The 19,820-nt window shown below is 61.6% G+C and carries 17 protein-coding genes and 1 pseudogene; 9 read left to right on the forward strand and 9 right to left on the reverse strand.

The features are described 5' to 3' along the window. The first annotated feature begins 57 nt into the window (after nt 1-57). Nucleotides 58-1,980, forward strand: a complete 1,923-nt coding sequence (locus tag G7025_RS02210; RefSeq protein ID WP_181076298.1) for an acetyl-CoA hydrolase/transferase family protein — start codon at nt 58-60, stop codon at nt 1,978-1,980. A gap of 135 nt (nt 1,981-2,115) precedes the next feature. Here the strand turns inward: G7025_RS02210 and G7025_RS02215 are convergent, their stop codons facing one another. Together G7025_RS02215 and rep are read right to left on the reverse strand one after the other, a co-directional pair. Next, nucleotides 2,116-2,688 carry a xanthine phosphoribosyltransferase gene (locus G7025_RS02215; RefSeq protein ID WP_181076300.1) on the reverse strand — a complete coding sequence of 191 codons (573 nt, stop codon included), beginning with the start codon at nt 2,686-2,688 and terminating at the stop codon, nt 2,116-2,118. Between the two features lie 58 nt (nt 2,689-2,746). Next, entirely contained in the window at nt 2,747-4,756 is a 2,010-nt protein-coding gene (rep, locus tag G7025_RS02220) for a DNA helicase Rep (protein WP_181076301.1), read from the reverse strand. Between the two features lie 268 nt (nt 4,757-5,024). Between rep and G7025_RS02225 the strand changes: the two genes are divergently transcribed. After that, the gene (locus G7025_RS02225; RefSeq protein ID WP_181076303.1) at nt 5,025-6,698 is read left to right on the forward strand and encodes a putative bifunctional diguanylate cyclase/phosphodiesterase; all 1,674 of its coding nucleotides are present in this window, start codon (nt 5,025-5,027) and stop codon (nt 6,696-6,698) included. Nucleotides 6,699-6,725: 27 nt separating this feature from the next. On the opposite strand, the gene G7025_RS02230 is transcribed toward G7025_RS02225, so the two are convergent. Next, on the reverse strand, nt 6,726-8,129 hold the full coding sequence (locus G7025_RS02230; RefSeq protein ID WP_181076580.1) for a NorM family multidrug efflux MATE transporter: 1,404 nt from the start codon (nt 8,127-8,129) through the stop codon (nt 6,726-6,728). A gap of 153 nt (nt 8,130-8,282) precedes the next feature. Between G7025_RS02230 and G7025_RS02235 the strand changes: the two genes are divergently transcribed. From G7025_RS02235 to G7025_RS26965, 3 genes and pseudogenes are all read left to right on the forward strand, one after another. Continuing rightward, on the forward strand, nt 8,283-9,203 hold the full coding sequence (locus G7025_RS02235; RefSeq protein WP_181076304.1) for a LysR substrate-binding domain-containing protein: 921 nt from the start codon (nt 8,283-8,285) through the stop codon (nt 9,201-9,203). Between the two features lie 177 nt (nt 9,204-9,380). Then, a pseudogene (locus G7025_RS26960) lies at nt 9,381-10,454 on the forward strand (Cache 3/Cache 2 fusion domain-containing protein); the annotation flags it as partial. 180 nt (nt 10,455-10,634) lie between these two features. Continuing rightward, on the forward strand, nt 10,635-11,357 hold the full coding sequence (locus tag G7025_RS26965) for a methyl-accepting chemotaxis protein (protein WP_375139320.1): 723 nt from the start codon (nt 10,635-10,637) through the stop codon (nt 11,355-11,357). Between the two features lie 24 nt (nt 11,358-11,381). Here G7025_RS26965 and G7025_RS02245 read toward each other — a convergent pair whose 3' ends face one another. Both G7025_RS02245 and G7025_RS02250 read right to left on the reverse strand, forming a co-directional pair. Next, the gene (locus G7025_RS02245) at nt 11,382-12,878 is read right to left on the reverse strand and encodes a YifB family Mg chelatase-like AAA ATPase (RefSeq protein ID WP_181076308.1); all 1,497 of its coding nucleotides are present in this window, start codon (nt 12,876-12,878) and stop codon (nt 11,382-11,384) included. A 166-nt stretch (nt 12,879-13,044) separates the two neighbouring features. Beyond that, nucleotides 13,045-13,305: an accessory factor UbiK family protein gene (locus G7025_RS02250; protein ID WP_181076309.1), complete on the reverse strand. Its 261-nt coding sequence runs from the start codon at nt 13,303-13,305 to the stop codon at nt 13,045-13,047. Between the two features lie 419 nt (nt 13,306-13,724). On the opposite strand from G7025_RS02250, the gene glnK reads away from it, so the two are divergent. From glnK to sutA, 4 genes are all read left to right on the forward strand, one after another. Continuing rightward, nucleotides 13,725-14,063 (forward strand): P-II family nitrogen regulator, encoded by a 339-nt coding sequence (gene glnK / locus G7025_RS02255; RefSeq protein ID WP_002555808.1) that lies wholly within the window; start codon nt 13,725-13,727, stop codon nt 14,061-14,063. Between the two features lie 34 nt (nt 14,064-14,097). After that, on the forward strand, nt 14,098-15,435 hold the full coding sequence (locus G7025_RS02260; RefSeq protein ID WP_181076311.1) for an ammonium transporter: 1,338 nt from the start codon (nt 14,098-14,100) through the stop codon (nt 15,433-15,435). 210 nt (nt 15,436-15,645) lie between these two features. Continuing rightward, nucleotides 15,646-16,071: a secondary thiamine-phosphate synthase enzyme YjbQ gene (locus G7025_RS02265; protein WP_181076312.1), complete on the forward strand. Its 426-nt coding sequence runs from the start codon at nt 15,646-15,648 to the stop codon at nt 16,069-16,071. Nucleotides 16,072-16,172: 101 nt separating this feature from the next. Next, complete coding sequence (sutA, locus tag G7025_RS02270) at nt 16,173-16,508, forward strand: transcriptional regulator SutA (protein ID WP_181076313.1); 336 nt, start codon at nt 16,173-16,175, stop codon at nt 16,506-16,508. Nucleotides 16,509-16,663: 155 nt separating this feature from the next. Here the strand turns inward: sutA and G7025_RS02275 are convergent, their stop codons facing one another. From G7025_RS02275 to dapF, 4 genes are read right to left on the reverse strand one after another with little or no spacing between them, the layout of a single operon-like run. Continuing rightward, the gene (locus G7025_RS02275; RefSeq protein ID WP_181076314.1) at nt 16,664-17,359 is read right to left on the reverse strand and encodes an HAD family hydrolase; all 696 of its coding nucleotides are present in this window, start codon (nt 17,357-17,359) and stop codon (nt 16,664-16,666) included. Next, the gene (gene xerC / locus G7025_RS02280; RefSeq protein WP_181076315.1) at nt 17,356-18,255 is read right to left on the reverse strand and encodes a tyrosine recombinase XerC; all 900 of its coding nucleotides are present in this window, start codon (nt 18,253-18,255) and stop codon (nt 17,356-17,358) included. Before xerC ends, G7025_RS02275 begins: the two co-directional genes overlap by 4 nt. A gap of 2 nt (nt 18,256-18,257) precedes the next feature. Continuing rightward, nucleotides 18,258-18,974, reverse strand: coding sequence for a DUF484 family protein (locus tag G7025_RS02285; RefSeq protein WP_181076316.1), 717 nt, complete (start codon nt 18,972-18,974; stop codon nt 18,258-18,260). 13 nt (nt 18,975-18,987) lie between these two features. Then, nucleotides 18,988-19,818, reverse strand: coding sequence for a diaminopimelate epimerase (gene dapF / locus G7025_RS02290; protein WP_181076317.1), 831 nt, complete (start codon nt 19,816-19,818; stop codon nt 18,988-18,990). Between the last annotated feature and the right edge of the window lie 2 nt (nt 19,819-19,820).

Here is a 19,820-nt window from a genome sequence, read left to right on the forward strand (position 1 = left end):
AGCAAAGACCCTGCAAGCTCGGTCCAACTCCAATTCATGGAATGTCAGGAGGGTCGGATGGTGCAGTTGTGTTCAATCGAGCAAGCAGTTGATGACGTACTGGCGCGGTTGCCGGCGCATATCCATATGGGCCTGCCGCTGGGCCTGGGCAAGCCCAATCTGTTTGTCAACGCGCTGTACCGGCGTATCGCCAAGCTGCCGGAGCGGGCACTGACGATCTACACCGCCTTGAGCCTGGGCCGCCCGACATTGGGCGACGGTTTGCAGAAGCGCTTTCTCGAACCCTTCATCGAGCGTGTGTTCGGCGATTACCCCGAGCTGGATTTCCTCGCCGGCCTGCACACAGACAGCTTGCCGGCCAATATCCGCGTGCAGCAATTCTTCATGCAACCCGGCAGCCTGCTGCACAGTGCATCTGCGCAGCAGGACTACGTCAGCAGCAATTACAGCCACGCCGCCCGCGACATCAACGCCGCCGGCCTGAACCTGGTGGCGCAGCTGGTCGCCAGCAGTGCCGAACACCCCGACCGTCTGAGCCTGAGCTGCAACCCCGACATTACCCTCGACCTGCTGCCGATGATCGCCAGGCGCCGTGACGCGGGTGAAACCATCCTGATCGTCGGTCAGGTTCACACCGACTTACCCTACATGCCCGGGGATTCCGAGCTGGGCATGGACGCGTTCGACTACCTGCTCGACGAAAAGGACAGCACCACGCTGTTTTCCACACCCAATATGCCGGTGGGTTTCCAGGATCACTTTATCGGCCTGCACACCAGCACCCTGGTACGCGACGGCGGCACGTTGCAGATTGGTATCGGCTCGATGGGCGATGCACTCACGGCCGCACTGCTGGCGCGTCAGGCGGACAACGAGGCCTATCGCCTGCTGCTGACGGACCTGGATGTATACCGCTGGGCGCCGTTGATCAGCCGTGAAGGCGGGGTTGCGCCGTTCGCCCGTGGCCTGTACGGCTGCAGCGAAATGTTCGTGAATGGCCTGCTGGTACTGGCCGACGCGGGCATCGTGCGGCGCAAGGTGTACCCGGATGTCGCCACTCAAGAACAGGCCAACGCGGGCTTGCTCGATGACGCCGCGCAGACCGATGGCGTGTCGATCCACGGCGGTTTCTTTCTAGGGCCTCGGAGTTTTTACCAGCGCTTGCAGGAAATGACCCACGCCAAGCGCCTTGAATTCAACATGACAGGTATCAGTTACATCAACGAGCTGTACGGTCAGGAGGCACTCAAGCGCCTGCAGCGCCAGGATGCGCGCTTTATCAACAGCGCGATCATGGTGACGCTGCTGGGCGCGGGCGTGGCCGACCAGTTGGAAGACGGCCATGTACTCAGCGGGGTCGGTGGGCAATACAACTTTGTCGCCCAGGGCCATGCGCTGGAGGGCGCTCGCTCGATCCTGATCCTGCGGAGCTGGCGCGAATCGGCCGGGGAGGTCAGTTCCAATATCGTCTGGGACTACGGTCACTGCACCATTCCCCGGCACCTGCGGGACATCGTCATTACCGAATACGGCATCGCGGACTTACGCGGTCAGACGGACGCCAAGGTGATCGAGGCTTTGCTCAGCATCACCGACTCGCGCTTCCAGAATGACCTGATCCAACAGGCGCAGAAGGCCGGCAAATTGCCCAAGGATTTCCAGCTGGATCCGCGGTTCAGCGACAACACGCCCGAACGGTTGCAGGGTATCCAGGCGCGACACCGACGCTTGTTCCCCGAATATCCGCTGGGCAGCGATTTCACTCAGGAGGAGCGAGATCTGTTGCGGGCGCTGAACTGGCTCAAGAGCAAATTCAAGCTGACGGAGATTCTCGAGTTGGGCAAGGCTGCATTGGATGCGCCGGAACCGGAAGCGTTTCCAGAGCATTTGAGGCGGATGCAGTTGGACAAGCCTGAGGGTTTGAAGGAGGACCTCTATCAGCGCCTGTTACTCGCTGGCTTACAAGCAACCGCACACTAAAACCAACACAGGGCCAACTGTGGAAGGGGGCGTGCCCCCGATAGCGGCGTATCAATCCCAAATGTGTTGGCTGAACCACTGTTATCGGGGGCAAGCCCCCTCCCACATTTTGATGCGTGTTCACCTCGTAGCAAATTACTCGATGAAGGTGACCACACCACCTTCCAACGACTTCACGCGCGCCAGCGACTCAACCCGATAACCCTGCGCGTCCAGCTCGGCGCGGCCACCCTGGAACGACTTCTCGATCACGATCCCCAAACCGGCCACGGTTGCACCGGCCTGCTTGATGATCGAAATCAGTGCCTGGGACGCCTTGCCGTTGGCCAGGAAGTCGTCGATCACCAGGACGCGGTCGCTGCTGGTGAGGTGACGCGGCGAGATGGCCACGGTGCTTTCGGTTTTCTTGGTGAACGAATACACCGTCGCCGACAGCAGGTTTTCGGTCAGGGTCAGGGATTGCTGCTTGCGCGCGAAAATCACCGGCACGCCCAGGTTCAGGCCGGTCATGATCGCCGGGGCGATGCCCGAGGCCTCAATGGTGACGATCTTGGTGATGCCCGAGTTCTTGAACAACGCGGCGAACTCGTCGCCGATCAGTTTCATCAGCGCCGGGTCGATCTGGTGGTTCAGAAACGCATCGACCTTGAGTACCTGATCGGAAAGCACGATGCCTTCTTCGCGAATTTTCTTGTGCAGTGCTTCCACGGAAAGCTTCCTCTAATGGCGCGTTGTGCGCCGAAAGTAGATTAAAAAGTAGTCGATTCTAGCGCTTTAACATCGCGCGTATGTCCGCCAGGGCGGTATTGCCGCGAACGGCCTTCACCTCGGTCGGGGTGTCGTCATTGCCTTCCCAGGCCAGGTCGTCCGGCGGCAGTTCGTCGAGGAACCGGCTGGGGGCACAATCGATGATTTCGCCGTATTGCTTGCGCTTGGCGGCAAAGGTGAAGGCCAGGGTCTGACGCGCGCGGGTAATGCCCACGTAGGCCAGGCGCCGTTCTTCCTCGATGGTGTCGGCTTCGATGCTGGAGCGGTGCGGGAGGATTTCCTCTTCCATGCCCATGATGAACACGTAGGGGAATTCCAGACCCTTGGACGCATGCAAGGTCATCATTTGTACACCTTCGGCGCCGTCTTCCTCTTCCTGCTGGCGTTCGAGCATGTCACGCAGTACCAGCTTGCCGATGGCGTCTTCGACGGTCATTTCGCCGTCTTCGTCTTTTTCCAGGGTGTTCTTCAGCGCCTCGATCAGGAACCAGACGTTGCCCATACGGTAATCCGCGGCCTTGTCGCTGGAGCTGTTGGTGCGCAGCCAGTTTTCATAGTCGATGTCCATGACCATGCTGCGCAGGGCGCTGATCGGGTCTTCGCCGGCGCATTGCTCGCGCACCTTGTCCATAAAGCGTTTGAAGCGCGACAGGCGGTCGGTGAAGCGCGTGTCCAGGTGTTCGCCCAGGCCGATTTCGTCGGTGGCGGCGTACATCGAGATCTTACGTTCGGTAGCGTAGTTGCCGAGCTTTTCCAGGGTCGTCGAACCGATCTCCCGGCGTGGCACGTTGATGACGCGCAGGAAGGCGTTGTCGTCGTCCGGGTTTACGATCAGGCGGAAGTACGCCATCAGGTCTTTGACTTCCTGGCGTCCGAAAAAGCTGTTGCCGCCCGACAGGCGATACGGCACCTGGTGATGCTGCAACTTCAACTCGATCAGCTTGGCCTGGTAGTTGCCCCGATACAGGATCGCAAAATCGCTATAGGGCCGGTCGGTGCGCAAGTGCAGGCTGAGGATCTCGACGGCCACGCGCTCGGCTTCGGCGTCTTCGTTGCGGCAACGGATCACGCGGATCTCGTCGCCGTGGCCCATCTCGCTCCACAGCTGTTTTTCGAACTCGTGGGGGTTGTTGGAGATCAGCACGTTGGCGCAGCGCAGGATGCGGCTGGTGGAGCGGTAGTTCTGCTCCAGCATCACCACTTTCAAGGATGGGTAATCCTCCTTGAGCAGCATCAGGTTTTCCGGACGAGCGCCGCGCCAGGCGTAAATCGACTGGTCATCGTCGCCCACCACGGTGAACTGGTTGCGCGTGCCGATCAGCAGCTTCACCAGCAGGTATTGGCTGGCGTTGGTGTCCTGGTATTCGTCGACCAGCAGGTAGCGCACCTTGTTCTGCCATTTTTCCAGGATGTCCTTGTGTTCCTGGAACAGTTTGACCGGCAGCAGGATAAGGTCGTCGAAGTCCACGGCGTTGAACGCCTTGAGCGTGCGCTGGTAGTGGGTGTAAACGATGGCGGCGGTCTGTTCCTTGGGGTTGCGCGCGTTTTCAAGGGCTTCGGGCGGCAGGACCAGATCGTTTTTCCAGGCGCCGATCATGTTTTTGATCTCGTCGACGCCGTCGTCGCCCGCGTATTCCTTCTGCATGATGTCGGTCATCAAGGCTTTGACGTCGGTCTCGTCAAAGATCGAAAAGCCTGGCTTGTAGCCCAGCCGCACATGCTCCTTGCGGATGATGTTCAGCCCCAGGTTGTGGAAGGTACACACGGTGAGACCACGGCCTTCGCCACCCTTGAGCAGGGTGCCGACGCGCTCTTTCATTTCCCGCGCGGCCTTATTGGTAAAGGTCATCGCGACGATGTACTGGGCGCGGATGCCGCAGTTCTGGATCAGGTGCGCGATCTTGCGGGTAATCACGCTGGTCTTGCCGGAGCCTGCGCCGGCGAGCACCAATAGAGGGCCGCCGACGTAGTTCACGGCTTCTTGCTGCCGGGGGTTGAGTCGGGACATACGGAATGTGTGGGGTCGTTGGTCAAAAGGGCGGGCATTTTAACAGGCTGGCAAGATTCTGCTGCTCTGGATCGACGGTGTGACGTACCACTCGATCTAAATTTGCCGGTTTTGCTACTTTGCCGCAGGATGTCGGGGCTTCTTGTGGTTAAAGCGCTGACAAATGATTACAGCCTGCGTGTTTGATAACTCTTATCATTGGTGATTATCAGGCCGCACGTCATAATGCCCGCCGCCAACGAAATTTTGCAGAGTCTAGGGAGCTAGCTTGTCTACGCCTGTCGAACCCTTGCGTTTGCTGCTTCTGGCCGATACGCCTGAGTGGGCAGCGTTGTTGCGCGAGTGCCTGGCGCCGATGGGCGATGGGGCTGTGCTGATCAGCGCGCCAAACTGGGACTCCGTGAGTCGTCTGTTCGATGACGACCAGAGCGCGGTGCTGTTGACCACACCGATGCTGCAACCCGCCCCCGGCCGTTGCAGCCTGCCCTGCGTGCTCCTGCTGGAGCAGGAACCGCTGGTTGCGCCGTTAGGCGTCAGCGATTGGCTGGTGCGCGATGGCGTGGCCGTCGACACGCTGCGCCGCTGCCTGCGCCATGTTCGCGAGCGCGGTGTGCTGGAAACAACCCTGCAACGCCTGGCCGAACAGGACCCGCTGACCGGCATCGCCAACCGTCAGGGCTTCCTGACCTTGCTGGCCGCGCGACTGGCCGAGAACGACGGTCGCGGCCTGGCTCTCGGTCACCTGGACCTGGACAATTTCCGACATGCCAACGACGCCCTTGGCCACCAGGCCGGCGACCGCCTGATTCTGCAGGTAGTGTCGCGGCTCAAGAGCCAACTCGAAGTCGGCGACCAACTCGCCCGCCTGGGCAGCGATGAATTCGCTCTGTTGATAGATACCCGCCGCGCGCCCCAACGTGCCGAGTGGATGGCCGAACGCATCACGCAAGTCATGGCCGAACCTTACTGGGTGGATGGCGAAAGCCTGCTGATCGGCTGCAGCCTGGGCGTGGCCCATGCCCGCGCTCGCGCCGGAGCCGACCCGCTGATGTGGCACGCCCATATCGCCATGCAGCAGGCCAAGAGCACCCAAGGCTGCACCTTTCATATCTTCAACGAACGCATCAACCGCAACGCCCGCAGCCTGGCCGACCTGGAAAGCGAACTGCGTCGTGCCCTGCGGCGTGATGAGCTGGAGCTGCACTACCAACCGCGCCTGGACCTGGACGACGGCCACATTGTCGGCCTCGAAGCCTTGGTGCGCTGGCGCCACGGCGAACGTGGCCTGTTGCCGCCCAGCGAGTTCGTACCGCTGGCCGAACAAAGCGGCCTGATCGTACCGCTTGGCTATTGGGTGATCTCCCGTGCCCTGCGCGACATGCAGGACTTGCGCGAACGCGGCCTGCCGCCGCTGCACATGGCGGTGAACCTGTCGTTTCGCCAGTTTCAGGACAGCCAACTGCTTTCCACCCTCAGCCGTCTGATTGCGGAACGTGGGGTAGAGGCGCAGTGGCTGGAATTCGAGCTGACCGAAACCGCCGTGATGCGCCGCAGCGATTTGGTCAAACAGACCATGGATGCCCTCGGTCGCCTGGGCGTGCGGTTTTCCCTGGATGACTTCGGTACCGGTTTCTCTTCGTTCGTGCACCTCAACAGCCTGCCGATTGCCCTGTTGAAGATCGACAAGAGTTTTGTCGGCGGCATGGAGGAGCGTGAAGAAAACCGCAAATTGGTACACGCCATGATCAACCTGGCCCACAACCTCAACCTGGAGGTGGTGGCCGAAGGCGTGGAAACCCAGGAACAACTGGCGCTGTTGCGGTTATTTGGCTGCGATCAGGCCCAGGGCTACCTGATCAGCAAGCCATTGCCATTGCCTGAGCTGGTGGCTTACCTGACCGTCGGCGATGGCCAGCAGGCCATGCCGGGCGCGGTTATGTAGCGCGGTGGAGCCGGTGAAGTTGGCCTTTCAGTCTGCTTGCGCAGCCTGAAACACGCCTTGAGTCGCAGGTTCCTGATGAATCATGCGTTTCATCTTTGCTTCAAACGCCCACGTCAGGCTCACCGCCGCGCAGGCCAGCCCCAGCGCCAGGCCCCACCACACGCCGGTTGGCCCCCAGCCCAGGGTGAACGCCATCAACCATGCCGACGGCGCCCCGATCAGCCAATAGCAAGCCAGCCCCACCAGGAAGGTGGTCTTGGCGTCCTTGAGCCCACGAATACAGCCCATGGCGATCGTCTGCACGCCGTCGAACAGTTCGAACCAGGCCGCCACGGCCAGCAGGCTGACGGCCAATACAATGACGTCATGGAATGCCGGGTCGTTATGGTCGAGGAACAGTCCGATCAGAGGGTCGGAGTACAGCCACAGCACGGCGGCAAAACCCAGCATCACCAAGGCACCGAAACCGATCCCGACGCGCCCCGCCAGGCGTGCCTGCAGCAACTGCCCGGCCCCGTAATGCTGGCCGATGCGCATGGTCACCGCGTAGGACATGCCCGCCGGCACCATGAACGCCACCGAGACGATCTGCAGGGCGATCTGATGCGCGGCCAGTTGCGTGCTGCCCATGGTGCCCATGCACAGTGCCGCGAAGGCAAACAATCCGACTTCCACCGCATAGGTGCCGCCGATCGGCAGGCCCAGGCGCCACAATTCGCGCAGGTAATGGGTGTTCAGACGCAGCAGGCCGCTGCTCAGCGGGTAAGCCGCATACGCGCGATTGCTACGGATGTACCACATCAGTGCCAGCGCCATGCCATTGGCGACGATCGCGGTGACCAGACCAATGCCCATCAGGCCCAGTTTCGGCAAGCCGAACAGACCTTCAATCAGCGCGTGGTTAAGCAAGTAGTTAAGCACCGTGCCGCCAAGGCTGATCACCATGACCGGCGTGGCCTTGCCGATGGCGCTGGTGAAACCGCGCAACGCCATGAAGCTCAGGTAGCCGGGCAGGGCGAAGGGCAGGATCGTCAGGAATTGCCCCGCAGAATGCACATTGGTTTCGGTCTGGCCGAACAGCAGCAACACGGGCTTGAGGTTCCACAGCAGCAGGCCGGCTGCCAGGGCCATCAGCCAGGCGAGCCAGAGCCCGGCCTGGGTCAGGCGCGTGGCGCCTTCGATGTCGCCCGCGCCGTGGCGGATGGCTACCAGCGTACCCACGGCGGCGATCACACCGATGCAGAAAATCGACACGAACGAATAGCTCGCCGCGCCCAGGCCGCCGCCGGCCAAGGCTTCGGGGCTCAGGCGCGCCATCATCAGCGTATCGGTCAGCACCATCAACATGTGGGCCAACTGCGAAGCGATCAGCGGCCCTGACAGCCGCAGGATGGCCCAGAGTTCGGTACGTGCCGGATGCTGCATGATCATCACGCTCGAAAAGTCATGGAATGGGGGGAGGGTTGATTCTCGGCGCTCCCGGCCTATTGCACAAAGGGATAAATGCGATCGTTCACATGATTAAAACTCATGCATCTGTGGATTCTGGTACGGTTCTCTTATTGCGTTGTCGGAGCTTTCCTTATGTCTCGTCGTCTTCCTCCGCTGTATGCCCTGAGGGCATTCGAGGCTGCCCCCCGGCATAACTCATTCACCCGGGCGGCGGATGAGCTATCGATCACGCAAAGCGCCGTGAGCCGGCATATCCGCACCCTCGAAGAGCATTTTGCCTGTCGCCTGTTCCAGCGCAGCGGGCGCCATCTGCAACTCACCGAAGCCGCACGGCTGCTGCTGCCTGGCGTACGCGAAGGCTTTGCCGCGCTGGAGCGGGCCTGCCACACCCTGAACACCGATGACGACATCCTGCGCATGAAGGCGCCCTCGACCCTGACCATGCGTTGGTTGCTGGCGCGGCTCAGCCGCTTCCGGCATTTGCAGCCGGGCAACGAGGTGCAATTGACGAGCGCATGGATGAGCGTCGATGAAGTGGACTTCAATCAGGAACCGTTCGACTGCGCGGTGCTGCTGAGCAACGGCCATTTTCCGACGGACTGGGAGGCGTGCCACTTGTTTCCCGAGATGCTGATTCCGGTTGGCGCGCCGAACCTGCTGGACGATGGTCCCTGGGATGTGGCGCGCCTGGCCACGGCCGAGCTGCTGCACCCCACGCCCGATCGGCGTGACTGGCGCTATTGGCTGGAGCGCATGGGGCTGTCGTCTCAAGTGTCGCTCAAGGGCGGACAGGTCTTCGACACGTTGGAGTTGGGCATGATTGCCGCGGCGCGTGGGTATGGGGTTTCCATGGGGGACCTGCTTATGGTCGCCGAAGACGTGGCCCAGGGCCGGTTGAGCCTGCCGTGGCCGACCGCCGTGGCCAGTGGAGAAAACTATTACCTGGTTTGGCCAAAGACCCGTCCCGGTGGCGAACGCCTGCGACGCCTGGCGGATTTTCTTCAGAGTGAAGTTCAGGCCATGCTCCTGCCGGCGGTGGAACGCCTGGATTGAAGCCCGCAGCGCCTGCTGCGCAACCGTTTGCGTGATACCCCTGCGATCTGCTCAAGTATTTGCTCATCCCGCCGAAGTAGCAGTATTGGAGCCACTGTGCGCCGACGTACCCCACTGGATAATTTGCCGAGCATCGCTAAGAGATCAGGATGATCCTGGCCTCGGCCAGGAGCTGTCATGTCTCAACCTCGCGCTCGGATCGCCTCACAACTGGGTATTGCCCTCGCCTTGATCCTGGCTGTCGCCATCGGCGGCAGCACTGTTTTTGCCTTGCGTTCCCTGGATGCCGCCAACCTTGATACCCGCGAGGAACACTTGGCCAGTGAGGCACGCTTGCTCGCCGACCAGCTCAACACGTTCCACAGCACGTTGCGTGAAAGCACCCAGCGCCTGACCGGGCTGTTCGAGCAGCGTTTCAGTGCCGGTTTGAGCGTGCGCGCGGACCAGCCGATCGCCGTCGCCGGTGTGCAGACCCCGAGCCTGTACCTGGGCAGCGATGTGTTGAACAACAACTTCACCGAAGTGGACGAGTTCAAGCAGATGTCCGGCGGCGTCGCTACGGTGTTCGTGCGCAGTGGCGATGACTTTATCCGGGTCAGCACTTCCCTGACCAAGCAGGACGGCAGCCGCGCGATTGGCACCGTGCTGGACCGTCAGGGTCCGGCCTATGCGCGAGTATTCAGCGGACAGCCTTATATTGGTCGGGCAGTACTTTTCGATCGCTCCTACATGACGCAGTACAGCCCGGTGCGGGACGCCGGCGGTAAAGTCATCGCCGTGCTGTTCATCGGCTTCGACTACACGGACGCGCAGAGTGCCCAGTTCGAGAATCTCAAGCGCTTCCGTATCGGCCAGACCGGTTCGCTGGCCTTGCTGGATGAACAGAAACACTGGCTGGTGCCACCGGCCGGCGTACAGACCCCGGAGCAGGCGGTGCCGGTAATGCTGGACCTGGCCAAAACCCCGGGCAAGGGGCGGTTCTGGAGCGATAAGAGCGAAGACTTCTATAGTGTATCGGTGCCCTTCGACGGTGGCCCCTGGGCGGTCGTTGCCAGCATGCCCAAGGCGGAAATTCGTGCGGTTACCTGGGCCGTCGGCCTGCGTCTGGTCATCGGCAGTGTGTTGGCGATGTTGCTGGCGGTGGGCGCTACGGTCTGGTTGCTGCGCAGCAAGCTGGCGCCGCTGGGCGATCTGGTGCGCCAGGCTGAAGCCTTGGGTGCGGGGGACTTGAGTGCACGCCTGAACGTTTCCAGTCACGACGAAATCGGCCAACTGGCGCGCGCCTTCAACCAGATGGGTGAAGCGCTGTCGACCATGGTGTCGCATATCCGCAAGGCCGCAGAAGAAGTTAATGGCCGTGCACAGGCGCTGTCCGGTTTGTCCGGCGGCGCCTATGAAGGGATGGAGCAGCAGTCCGGCGAAATCACCAGCATGGCCGGCGCGGTGGAAGAGTTCAGTGCGACGTCGCTGAACATTGCCGACAACATGGGCAACACCGAACGCCTGGCTCAGGAGAACGCCCAGCAAACCCGCATCGGTCGCAACTCGATGCAGGAGGCCTCATCTTCGCTGGAGCATATCGCCACGGCGTTGAACAGCACCGCCACAGTGATCAACACCCTGGGCCAGCGCTCCCAGGAAATCGGTGGGATCGTCGGCGTGATCACGGCCATCGCCGAACAGACCAACCTGCTGGCGCTCAACGCAGCCATCGAGGCGGCACGTGCTGGTGAACAGGGGCGTGGTTTCGCCGTGGTGGCGGACGAAGTGCGCAACCTGGCTTCGCGTACCCGCGAAGCCACCGACGAAATTTCCGCAATGATTCAAAGCATCCAGAAGGAAACCGGTAACGCCATCAGCACCATGGAGCAGGGCAAGGTGCTGATGCAGGAAGGCCTGTCGCGCAATGCCGATGTGGCCTCGGCCCTGGCGCGAATCGACGAGCAAAGCCGCTCGGCCGGCCAGCAGTTCGCCGCAATTACCACCGCCACCCAGGAGCAGAGCAGCACCGCAACGCTGCTCAGCAGTAATCTGCAGAGCATTGCGCTGGCCAACAGCGAACAACGCGAAGTGGTGTCGAACCTGGCGATCACCGCCAAGGAGCTGGAGACCCTGGCGTCGGGCTTGCGGCATGAGGTGGACCGCTTCCGCTGAAGCACTGACGGGTAAAAACGAGGGTCAAGTGACCGCTGCAGGGCGGTATTGCAGTGCCTCCTGCAGATGCTCGCGAGTGATCGCCTCCGCCTGCTCCAGGTCGGCCAAGGTACGGGCGACCTTGAGCAGCCGGTGAGCCGCGCGCAAGGACAGTGTCAGCCGCTCGCAGGCATGTTCCAGCCAGCTTTCATCGGCCTTCGCCAGCCTGCAATGCTCACGCAGCCCTGGCAGATCCAGAAACGCGTTGGCGCAGCCCTGGCGTTTTTCCTGCCGTTCTCGAGCGTCGGCAACCTGTGCGGCCGCCGTCGCGGTGTTATCGCCGGGCGCTTGGGTGGGGTTCAGCGCCGTGGTTTCACGCGCGACCGTCAGGTGCAGATCGATCCGGTCCAGCAGCGGCCCGGACAGTTTGTTGCGATAGCGCTGGACCTGCTCCGGCGTACAGCGACAACGGCCGGTAGGATCGCCCAGATACCCACAGGGGCATGGATTCATCGCTGCCACCAGTTGAAAGCGCGCCGGGAAGCTCACTCGGTCGCGCGCGCGGGAAATCACGATATGCCCTGACTCCAGCGGCTCACGCAAAACCTCCAGCACCTTGCGATCAAATTCCGGCAGTTCATCCAGAAACAACACGCCGTGATGCGCCAGGGTAATTTCCCCCGGCTGGGGTTTTGAGCCGCCGCCCACCAAGGCCGGCCCGGAGGCTGAGTGGTGCGGTTGGCGAAACGGTCGATGGGGCCAGTGGCTCAACGGCGCCAGGCTGACCACCGATTGAATCGCCGCGACCTCCAGTGCTTCCTGCTCGCTCAAAGGCGGCAGCAGGCCGGGCAGGCGGCTGGCGAGCAAGGTCTTGCCGGTGCCCGGCGGGCCGCTCAGCAGCAGGTTGTGTGCGCCGGCCGCGGCGATCAGCAATGCCCGCTTGGCCGTCATCTGGCCCTGCACTTCGCTCAGGTCCGGGTACGGTTTGCTCAGGTACAGCAAACCGTCGGATGTGTAGGGCTCAATCGGCACGTGCCCATTGAGGTGCGCCACGACCTGCAGCAAGTGATCCACTGCAATCACTTTCAAGCCCGATGCCAGGCATGCTTCCTCCGCATTCGCGCGCGGCACTATCACAGTGCGCCCGGCCTTGCGCGCAGCCAGCGCCGCCGGCAACACGCCTTTGACGGCGCGTACCTCGCCGGACAGCGCCAATTCGCCCAGGCATTCCACGTCGTCGAGCATCAACGTCGGCACCTGCACACTCGCGGCCAGGATGCCTAGGGCAATCGCCAGATCAAAACGCCCGCCATCCTTGGGCAGGTCGGCGGGCGCGAGGTTGAGGGTGATGCGACGGGCCGGGTATTGCAGCGCGGAGTTGAGAATGGCGCTGCGCACGCGGTCCTTGCTTTCTTTGACTGCGGTTTCGGGCAAGCCTACCAGCGTCAGGGACGGCAGGCCGTTGGCCATGTGCACTTCGACGGTGACGGCGGGGGCTTCGACACCGATTTGGGCGCGGCTGTGGACGATGGCCAGTGACATGCTCGTTCCTTGAAAAATGAGGGCCGCTTCCTGCGGTTTTTCAAGGGTAGACGAGGCAAGTCAGCGCGGGGCGGGGAGGTTTTACAGAACGTATCTTGGGCGTGGCGAGGTGAGCCTGCTCGCGAAGATCTGCGCGAACAAGCTCGTTTGTACAAAGGCGTGTGGGTTATTTCTGGTCAGGCGTCAGCCGCGCCTCCAGCTCCGCCACCTTCGTCTCCAGGCTCTCCAACCGTGCCCGCGTGCGGGCGAGCACGACCATCTGGCTGTCGAATTCTTCACGGCTGACCAGGTCGAGCTTGCTGAAACCGCTTTGCAGCAAGGCCTTGAACTGGCTTTCGATTTCATTGCGGGGCAGCGGAGTTTCGCCGCTGAACAGGCGAGAGGCGTGGCCGCTCAGGGCATCGAGGAAATCTTTGGGCGCGAGCATGGGAAATATTCCGGAAAACAGTTGGCGGGCAGTGTATCACGCACCGTCTATAGTCTTTTTCACGGCCTTGGGCGCACGCTTTTCGCGCAGGGCTCCGGCGGGCTGCGCACCGTTTTTGTGCGCATCAGGCTCGCCACATCGCCCCGCAGGTGGGCATAAGTGAGCAAAGGATTGATTTCAGTGAGTTTCACGGAGCTGGCAAGGTTTCTGCTTAGACGATCATGACCCATGCACTGATGCAGTCGCTGTGACGAATGCAGTGCGCCGATGGATCAGGGGTACAGGTTTGTCACCAGTGGTTAGCTGGCGTCGCAACGGCATGCCGAGGCGACGACGCGTTACAAAGCCAGGCACTGCGCTTAGACTTGAGACGGGTTTGTTTTCCTGGGGCAAGTCCACCAATTCGGGAGAGAGTTTTCATGAAGCTAGTCACTGCCATCATCAAGCCGTTCAAGTTGGACGATGTACGCGAGTCGTTGTCCGAGATCGGCGTGCAGGGCATTACCGTTACTGAGGTCAAAGGCTTCGGTCGGCAGAAGGGTCACACCGAGCTGTATCGCGGCGCGGAATATGTAGTGGATTTCCTGCCGAAGGTGAAGATTGATGTCGCCATTGACGACAAGGATCTTGACCGGGTTATCGAGGCGATAACCAAGGCTGCCAACACCGGCAAGATCGGTGACGGCAAGATCTTTGTGGTCAATCTGGAACAGGCTATTCGCATCCGTACCGGCGAAACCGATACCGACGCAATCTAAGCCGCCAAACCCCAACGCCCCAGGAGAAAACAATATGACTCTGCGTAAATTCGCAGGGCTCGGAGCCCTGTTGTCCATCGTAATGCCAAGCCTGGCCATGGCGGCAGACGAAGTGGCTGCTCCAGTCCTCAACTCCGGCGACACGGCGTGGATGCTCACATCCACCGCGCTGGTGCTGTTCATGACCATCCCTGGCCTGGCGCTGTTCTACGGCGGCATGGTTCGCTCCAAAAATATTCTTTCAGTGATGATGCAATGCTTCGCCATCACTGGCCTGATCAGCATCCTGTGGGTTATCTACGGTTACAGCATCGCGTTCGATACCACCGGTATGGAACAGGGCGTGGTCAACTTCAATTCCTTCGTCGGCGGCATGGGCAAGGCGTTCCTGGCCGGTGTCACCCCAGCCAGCATTACCGGTCCGGCGGCACTGTTCCCTGAGGCGGTGTTCATCACCTTCCAGATGACCTTCGCGATCATCACACCGGCGCTGATCGTCGGCGCGTTTGCTGAGCGTATGAAGTTCTCCGCCATGCTGATCTTCATGGCCATCTGGTTCACTCTGGTCTACGCACCGATCGCACACATGGTGTGGAGCGGCAACGGCGGCCTGCTGTGGGACTGGGGCGTGCTGGACTTCGCCGGTGGCACCGTGGTGCACATCAACGCGGGTGTGGCTGGCCTGGTGGCGTGCATCGTGCTCGGCAAGCGTAAAGGTTACCCAACCACGCCGATGGCGCCGCACAACCTGGGTTACACCCTGATCGGCGCGGCCATGCTGTGGATTGGTTGGTTTGGTTTCAACGCAGGTTCCGCGGCGGCCGCCAACGGTACCGCCGGCATGGCGATGCTGGTCACTCAGATCGCTACCGCTGCCGCAGCACTGGGCTGGATGTTCGCCGAGTGGATCACCCACGGTAAACCGAGCGCACTGGGCATCGCCTCGGGCGTGGTGGCGGGCCTGGTTGCCGTCACCCCGGCCGCAGGCACCGTGGGCCCGATGGGCGCCCTGGTGATTGGCCTGGTGGCCGGTGTGATCTGCTTCTTCTGCGCCACCAGCCTCAAGCGCAAGCTGGGCTATGACGACTCCCTGGACGCGTTCGGGGTGCACGGTATCGGCGGTATCGTCGGCGCGATCCTTACCGGTGTGTTCGCAGCGCCTGCATGGGGCGGCTTCGGTACCGTGACGGACGTAGCGGCACAGGTCTGGATCCAGTGCAAAGGCGTGGGCTTCACCGTGATCTACACGGCGATCGTCACCTACGTCATCCTCAAGGTGCTGGATATGGTCATGGGGCTGCGCGTTACCGAAGAGGAAGAAGCGGTCGGCCTCGATCTGGCGCAACACAACGAGCGCGGCTACAACTTGTAAGTACGCGAAAAAAAGATGCCCGGCTTGCCGGGCATTTTTTTGCCTGGCGTTTGTCAGTCATACAGGCTCCGGCGGTTTTTGCGTCATGTTTGCGTCGGGACGTATAGAGCATTTTTCAGCATGCGAATGTCTTACAGGCATGTAGGCGTATTCGACACTTTGTTTTTTCCCAGAGCGCGCTAGAATGCGCGCCGATGGGCGGAGAACTGTATGTGGCAACAGACCCTGATTACCCTGCGGGCCAAGCCCCGGGGCTTTCACCTGGTGACCGACGAGTTGCTTGCCGGCTTGCCTGAATTAAAGGCGTGTCGCGTAGGACTGTTGCACCTGTGGTTGCAGCACACTTCGGCCTCGTTGACCGTCAACGAGAACGCCGACCCGGCGGTTCGCCGTGACTTCGAACGGTTTTTCAACTTGCTGGTGCCGCAAGGCCGCGCAGGGTTTGAACACAACGACGAAGGTCCGGACGATCTGCCGGCGCACTTCAAGGCCAGTCTCCTGGGCTGTCAGCTGAGTTTGCCGGTGAAGGCCGGCCGTTTGGCGATCGGGACGTGGCAGGGCGTTTACCTGGGCGAGCACCGTGATCATGGCGGTGCTCGCAAAGTCCTCGCCACCCTGCAGGGTGATGAGGCGTAAGCCACTGGTAATCCAGTGGATGTGATTTTTTTCCGGCGAGCTCGACAGAGGGTGAAGCTGGGCTATAACTAATCTGCTTTTCGCAAGTCATGAGGTAGAACATGAGCGACGATGATCTGGAAAACGACGACCTTGAAGTCGGTGACGAAGACGAGGCTGATGATAGCCTCGAAGCGGCGGCGGTTGACGACGTGCCTGACGAGGCCGATGACAGTGTAGGCGATGACGCTGCTCCCAAGGCCAAAGGCAAAGCCAAGGCCGCAGTGTCGGTCGATGAGTTGCCGAGCGTTGAGGCCAAGAACAAAGAGCGTGATGCCCTGGCCCGTGCGATGGAAGAGTTTCTCGCGAAAGGCGGCAAAGTGGTCGAGGTCGAGCCCAACGTGGTAGCCGATCCACCCAAGAAACCGGATAACAAGTACGGCAGCCGTCCTATCTGAGGCCAGCCACCTGCTTTTAAGAAAAAGCCCGCCGTCGCTGCGGGCTTTTTCATGCCTGATGATTTATTGAGTCTTATGCGATTCAACTGTGGAAGGTGGGCTTGCCCCCGGTAGCGGTGTATCAGTCCCCGGCTTCCAAAGTTAAATCTCCACGGTTATTGCCAGTTATGGAGCAGTTCCGGCAACTCCGTCAGGCTGCGAATCTGCGCATCCGGGCGCGTATCCGCCGCCCAAGTCTTGCCCGTCGGGTTGAACCACACTGCACGCAGCCCCGCCTGTTGCGCGCCGGCAATGTCGTCCCCAGGATGATCGCCCACATGCACCGCCGCGCTGGCATCCACTCCGCCCCGTTGCAATGCCTCTTGAAACAACCGCGCATCCGGTTTGGCGATGCCGATATCTTCGGCGCGCAACGCGAAGTGAAAGTAGTCCGCCAGGCCTACACGCTGCACGTCGGCGTTGCCGTTGGTGATGACCCCCAGCAGATATTGGCGACGCAGCGCCTGCAGCATAGGCTCGGCTTCTGGGAAGACCGTCAGTTGATGACGTGCATGGATGAACGCTTCAAAGCACACATCAGCCATTTCGGTGGCTTCGGGCTGTGGATAACCGGCCTCTTCGAATGCATGCATCAATACCCGATGGCGCAACAGGCTGATGCGGTGCTTTAGCTCCGGGTGGCGTTGCAGCACCTGTTGGCGCAGGCTGGCGAAGTGCTCCAGGGGCAGGTCGCCCACTTTGGATGCATGGGTCGCCAACCATTCGCGCATCGATGCTTCGGCGCTGATGATGACGGGCACGTTGTCCCAGAGTGTGTCATCCAGGTCGAAAGTGATCAGCTTGATACTCATGAGTCGCTGTCCTTGATGCGTTTGGCTCGTGGATGGGCGCTGTCGTACACCGTTGCCAGGTGTTGGAAATCCAGATGGGTGTAGATCTGCGTGGTCTTGATGTCGGAGTGGCCGAGCAGTTCCTGCACGGCGCGCAGGTCCTGGGACGACTCCAGCAGGTGGCTGGCGAAGGAGTGTCGCAGCATGTGCGGGTGCAGGTTCTGCCCCAGCTCGCGTTCGCCCGCGGCCTTGACCCGGACCTGAATGGCCCGTGGGCCGAGGCGCCGACCTTTTTGGCTGATAAACACGGCGTCATCTACCGGGTTGGCCAGCGCACGCAGCGCCAGCCATTGCTGCAACGCTTGGCGAGCCTTGCTGCCCACAGGCAAAACGCGGGTCTTGCTGCCCTTGCCAAGCACTTGCACCAGGCCGTCCGCCAGGTCCAGTTGGTCGAGGTTCAGGCTGGTCAGCTCCGACAGGCGCAGGCCCGAGGAATAGAACAGCTCAAGGATGGCCTGGTCACGGTGAGCGAGGAAGTCATCTTCCACGGCGCCTTCCAGCAACTGCAGGGCGCGATCGGTATCCAGGGTTTTGGGCAGTCGTCGTTCACCCTTGGGCGGTGACAGGCCGGTGGCCGGGTCGTGATCGCACAGGCCCTCGCGATTGAGGTAATGGTAAAGCCCGCGCACCGCCGACAGCAGGCGAGCCAGGCTGCGCGAGGACTGCCCCTGCTGGTGCAGCCGCGCGATCAGGCTGCGCAGGTTTTGAATGTCCAAGGCTTTCCAGCTGGCAACCTGATGCTTTTCGCAGTAGGCCAGGACCTTATTCAAATCCCGCCGGTAGGCTTGCAGCGTATGGGGCGACACCTGGCGCTCGTTGCGCAGGTGAGCGCAGTAAGCGTCCAGTTGCCGTTCCATGGCTAGCGCACCGCGCGCAGGGCGGTGGTGAAGCGCGGCAGGACGCGGCCAAGCACTTCGGCGATGTAGGTCAGGAACAGCGTGCCCACCGAGCTTTTGTAATGCGCAGGGTCGCGGCTGCCGATGGCCAGTACGCCATGCAGGCCTTGATGGCTGAGGGCGACCACGGCGGTGGAGCCGATCTGCTTGCGCTGTTCGGCACCGAACAGAAAGTCGAGCTCGTGCTCGCGCAAGGTGCCGCTGATGGTCTTGCCTTCGGACAGCAGGCCGCCGATGGCAGTCTGGGCTTCGCTGCCGCTGACCCAGCGGCCCACCGGCATCGGGTTGTCGCTGAACAGGATCAGGCTGACAAAGGGCACCTGGAAATCCTGGCGCAGGCTGTCTTCCACGGCCATCACTGTTTCTTCCAGGCTGGCGGCGTCCAGGAGTGTGAGGATCAGGCGACGGGTCTTGTCGAACAGGCGGTCGTTATCGCGGGCCACGTCCATCAGGTGCGAGAGCTTGTGGCGCATTTCAATGTTGCGCTCACGCAGGATTTTCATCTGCCGCTCCACCAGCGACACGGTGTCGCCACGCTGGTGCGGGATGCGCAGGGCCGGCAGCAGTTCGTCGTGTTCGACGAAGAAATCCGGATGAGCCTCAAGGTACGCCGCGACGGCAGCGGCCTCCAGAGTTTCGCCCGGGGATGCTTGTGCGGGTACTTGAGGCTTATCGGTCATTGGATTGGCTCTCTCATAGACGGACCTGTCCTTCGTATACGCGCGTGGCCGGCCCGGTCATTATCACCGGGTGGCCCGGGCCTGCCCATTCGATGGACAAACGTCCGCCGGGCAGGTCGATCAGCAGCGGCGAATCCATCCACCCCTGGCTGATCGCGGCGACGGCAGCGGCGCAAGCACCGGTGCCGCACGCCTGGGTTTCGCCGGCGCCGCGTTCCCATACGCGCAGTTGCGCGCGGTTACGCTCGATCACCTGCAAAAAGCCCACATTGACCCGCGCCGGAAAGCGCGGATGGTGTTCTATTTTCGGCCCCAGATCGTGCACGGGCGCGTTGTTGATGTCGTTGACGCGCAGCACGGCGTGGGGATTGCCCATCGACACGGCCGCCAGGTCCAGCACGTTGCCATCGACGTCTACCGCATAGCTGGTCGCCTGCTCGCTGGCCTGGAACGGAATGTCCGCCGGTACCAGACGTGGCGCGCCCATGTTGACGCTGATCTGGCCGTCATTGCGTATGTCCAGCTCGATCACGCCGCTCTTGGTCTCGACGCGAATCTGTCGCTTGGCGGTCAGGCGCTTGTCCAGCACGAAGCGCGCGAAGCAGCGCGCGCCGTTGCCGCACTGTTCCACTTCGGAGCCGTCGGAGTTGAAGATCCGATAACGGAAATCCACCTCCGGATTGGTCGGGGCCTCGACAATCAGCAGTTGGTCGAAACCGATGCCGGTATGACGGTCGCCCCATTGTTTGGCGTGCTTGGGCAGGATGTGCGCGTGCTGGCTGACCAGGTCGAGAACCATGAAATCATTGCCCAGCCCGTGCATCTTGGTAAAACGCAGCAGCATGG

This window comes from Pseudomonas lurida, from assembly GCF_013522705.1.
GTDB lineage: Bacteria > Pseudomonadota > Gammaproteobacteria > Pseudomonadales > Pseudomonadaceae > Aquipseudomonas > Aquipseudomonas quebecensis.